4 protein-coding genes are annotated in these 2,939 nt (G+C 70.6%); 1 reads left to right on the forward strand and 3 read right to left on the reverse strand.

The features are described from left to right. The first annotated feature begins 67 nt into the window (after positions 1–67). Complete coding sequence (locus AOJ26_RS20595; protein ID WP_053849800.1) at positions 68–478, forward strand: arsenate reductase ArsC; 411 nt, start codon at positions 68–70, stop codon at positions 476–478. Between the two features lie 82 nt (positions 479–560). Here the strand turns inward: AOJ26_RS20595 and AOJ26_RS20600 are convergent, their stop codons facing one another. The 3 genes from AOJ26_RS20600 to AOJ26_RS20610 form a co-directional block, all read right to left on the reverse strand. Beyond that, positions 561–1,391, reverse strand: a complete 831-nt coding sequence (locus tag AOJ26_RS20600; RefSeq protein WP_053849801.1) for a class II glutamine amidotransferase — start codon at positions 1,389–1,391, stop codon at positions 561–563. Positions 1,392–1,510: 119 nt separating this feature from the next. Further along, positions 1,511–2,209 (reverse strand): DUF899 domain-containing protein, encoded by a 699-nt coding sequence (locus tag AOJ26_RS20605; RefSeq protein ID WP_053849802.1) that lies wholly within the window; start codon positions 2,207–2,209, stop codon positions 1,511–1,513. A gap of 168 nt (positions 2,210–2,377) precedes the next feature. After that, a partial coding sequence (locus AOJ26_RS20610; protein WP_053849803.1) for a TerD family protein occupies positions 2,378–2,939 on the reverse strand: 562 nt, incomplete at its 5' end.

Raw genomic sequence — 2,939 nt, forward strand, 5'->3', positions numbered from 1 at the left:
TGTCACATCAGCAGCCAGTGATGTGATGTGCGGCCCCCTGATCCGTCGTCCCCAGGAAGACCACGCCATGACTGCTCCCGGCCCCCGCCCGTCGGTCCTGTTCGTCTGCGTCCACAACGCGGGCCGGTCCCAGATGGCCGCGGCCTTCCTCGCCCACCTCGCGGGGGACCGCGTCGAGGTCCGCTCCGCCGGCTCGGCACCCGCCGACTCCGTCAACCCGGCCGTGGTGGAGGCGATGAAGGAGGTCGGCATCGACATCTCCACCGAGACGCCGAAGGTGCTCACGGCGGATGCCGTCCAGGCGTCGGACGTCGTGATCACCATGGGCTGCGGTGACGCCTGCCCGGTCTTCCCCGGCAGGCGTTACCTCGACTGGCAGCTCGATGACCCGGCAGGGCAGGGGGTGGACGCGGTGCGTCCGATCCGTAACGAGATCGAGCGGCGCGTCCGCGGGCTGCTGACCGAGTTGACGGACTGACAGGGGCTGAATCGGTGACGGCCTCCGCGGGCGGCTCCGCGGCCATGACGCCGGCGATCTCTTCCGCGAGCCGTTGACCGTGCTACGCCCGGGGCCGGAACGGATACAGCATGTCCGGGCCCGGCTGGATGACGCCGTAGCTGCTTTCGGGGACTTCGTTCCAGGCTCCGGGGAGGTCGCCCAGGGGCTCGGAGACGACCAGGCGGGTCTCGTCCCCGATCTCCTGGAGGAACGTGGCGTCCGGGTGGAGGGCGCGCAGGGAGTCCACCGCGGTGCTGTAGAAGAGGGACCGCGACGCGCCCTCGCTGGAGTAGCGGAAGGCCCACAGACGCTCGCCGTCGGAGAGGGCGACGGTCATCTGGAGGGGGTGCGGGACGCCGTGCCGGTGGCCGGTCTCCTCGACCAGGCCGGCCATGCGGGCCACGGCACCCGGCGGGTCCTCGGTGAGGCCGAAGGTCAGGGCCAGGTAGAACATCAGCTCGGAGTCGGTGGAACCCTCCATCTCGGGAAAGAGGGCCGGATCGACGGCCAGGGCCAGGTCCCGGCGGAGCCGATGGAACTCGCTGATCATGCCGTTGTGCATCCACAGCCAGCGGTCCCTGCGGAAGGGGTGGCAGTTGGTCTGCTGGACGGCGGTTCCGGTGGTTGCCCTGATGTGGGCGAAGAACAGCCCCGAACGGACGTGGTGGGCGACTTCCTGGAGGTTCCGGTTGTTCCAGGCGGGGCCCACGTCCCGCAGCACCGCCGGCGTGGTGAGGTCCTGTGCGTACCAGCCGATGCCGAAGCCGTCGCCGTTGGTGGTCTCCACTCCCATGCGGGAGTGCAGGCTCTGGTCGATCAGATTGTGCTGAGGATCGAACAGGACGCGGCTCAGCAGGACGGGCGTGCCCGAGTAGGCGATCCAACGGCACATGCGCGCACCCACCTTCCTCGGACGAGAACAAGGGCGGCGACACTCCTGGCACCAGTGTGGACTGCCGGGACGCAGGGGGCAGGGCGAGGAGCTCGCGGCGCCCCCCGCCCCGGGCCTGCTCAGCGCGCGTCGGCGGAGCCGGGGCCGTAGCGCGCGGCGATGTCCTTGGAGGTGGCCCAGCGGCTGTACGTGGGGGACTGGGGCCAGCCCTCGGGGGAGTCCTGCCACTGCTCCTGGCGGCCGTAGGGCAGGAGGTCGATCAGGGCGAAGGTGTGGCTGAGCTGCTCGGTGCCGCGGCCGTCGGTGTGCCAGGTGCGGTGGACGGTGTCGCCGTCGCGCAGGAAGACGTTGACCGCGAAGCCTCCGCCGGGCGGGGCGCCGACGTCCCCGCCGAAGGGGCTGTTCGCGGTGGAGTACCACGGCATCCGGTTGCCCACCCGCTCCCGGTAGGCGAGGGCCTCCTCGATCGGGGCCTGGGTGACGACGACGAACCGGGCGTCGTAGTCGTCCAGGAACTCCAGGCGGGTGAACTGCGCGGTGAAGCCGGTGCAGCCCGAGCACTGCCACTCCTGGCCGGCGGACCACATGTGGTGGTAGACGATCAGTTGCCGCTTGCCCTCGAAGACGTCGACCAGGCGTACGGGGCCGTCCGCGCCCTCCAGTGTGTAGTCGGGCATCTCGACCATCGGCAGGCGGCGCCGCTCGGCCGCGATGGCGTCGAGTTCGCGTGTCGCGGCCTTCTCCCGGGCTCGCAGTTCCCCGAGCCGGCGCTCCCAGGTCGCGGCGTCGACCACGGGAGGCAGTGCGTGTGCGGTCATGGGTCCCCTCACAGAGTTCGGTTCTCTGCGGAGGCAGACCCCGGCAGGCCCCGGAACTCATCGGTCGCGAGAGGGAAGGGCCGACCGAGGGACGGAAGGGCCGGTCGCGAGAGGGAAGGGCCGCCGCGGTCATGGCCCCTCCCCTCGACAACCCGCTCCCGGTGCCCGCTACTTGCTCGCGGCGAAGCGCATCAGGGCCAGTTCGTCGCCCTGCTTGATCTTGCCCGTGACGTTGATGACCTCCAGCTTCCAGGTGGTGCCGACCCGGACCGCCTTGGCGACCGCGCAGCCGTTGTCCGTGGTGAGCATGGACGGCCAGATGTCGGCGACCTGCTGGGAGCTGCCGCCGGTGGCGTCGTAGACCTTGAAGCTGATGTTGCGGGCCTTCTGGAAGGAGCTGCCCTTCTTGTAGGCGGCGGCGACGAAGACGATCGACGTGATGTGCGCCGGGAGCTTCGCGAACTCGACGGTGACCGTCTCGTCGTCGCCGTCCCCGTGGCCGGTCTGGTTGTCGCCGCTGTGCAGCAGGGAGCCGTTGCCGATGGGGTCGAGCGAGTCCAGGCCCGCGAGGCGCACCGGGTCGCCGTCGTGCATGGCGATGGCGATCAGGTCGAGGTCCGTGCCGGTCTTGCGGCGGAGCTTGCCGATCACCCCGCCGCTGGCGCCCGCGGTGGGGTCCCAGGAGACCCCTATGGACAGATGGGTCACGCCGTCCAGGTCGGCGGGTCCG

It is taken from the genome of Streptomyces sp. NRRL B-24085, assembly GCF_001282115.1.
Taxonomy (GTDB): domain Bacteria; phylum Actinomycetota; class Actinomycetes; order Streptomycetales; family Streptomycetaceae; genus Streptomyces.